Source organism: Arthrobacter sp. P1_D4 (genome assembly GCF_056406115.1).
In genome coordinates, this window is sequence record NZ_JBFUAU010000049.1 from 1 (window position 1) to 729 (window position 729).

The 729-nt window shown below is 58.4% G+C and carries 1 protein-coding gene; it reads left to right on the forward strand.

Annotation, left to right across the window (positions count from 1 at the left end):
• Positions 1–209 (forward strand): hypothetical protein (locus AC1D0A_RS21940; RefSeq protein ID WP_476946839.1); only part of this gene is annotated, 209 nt, incomplete at its 5' end.
• Between the last annotated feature and the right edge of the window lie 520 nt (positions 210–729).

The window sequence follows — 729 nt, forward strand, 5'->3', positions numbered from 1 at the left end:
CCATCACCATCGGCCTCTGCTGGATCGGTCTGGGCGTTGTTTATCTAACCTTCCTCACCAAAGGATTCCGCAAGGAACCACCAGAGATGGACCTCCACGACCGTGAGAGCCAGCCGGGCGAACCCACCAAGGAGGTTCAGCAACCAAACGCTGACGACAAGCGGTCAACCAAGCAGAATGCCACCCAGGCCCAGCCCACCGAAATCTAACCCCCACCACCAATACAAGGACGGGCCAGGCACCAGTGCCCAGGCCCGTCCCTCTGTGTGGCGGGTGCCATCTCGAGAAACGGGACCTAATCAGCGCCATTGCCACCGTTCCCTTTCACACCCGATCGGCGCGCTCCAAAGTCCGTACCGTTCCGAGTGACAACCCACTGCATCCCGGGCTGCGGAACGGCAACCCGGGATGCGGTGCAAGTTCGGTGGCAAACCTCCGGTCACGAGCAATCCGATCGGGCGAGTATGCCATCGCTGAAAACCATTTCTTCGTCCCAAAGAGCCGATTCGCTACGTGCGTGCCCACATCATGAGCATCAAATCAAAGGCGACATAAAGAGCAAATCAGGAGTCCAATGATCATCACGATCGAGGCCGACCGCTACTTCCACATCACAGGCCTATCCCCGACAGAAATCGAAGACAGTATCAACACGGCTGTAGAGATGGCCCGCGACCACTCGATGACAGAAGGATGGCAGGGCATTCTCGTCACCCGCCACGGACCTGA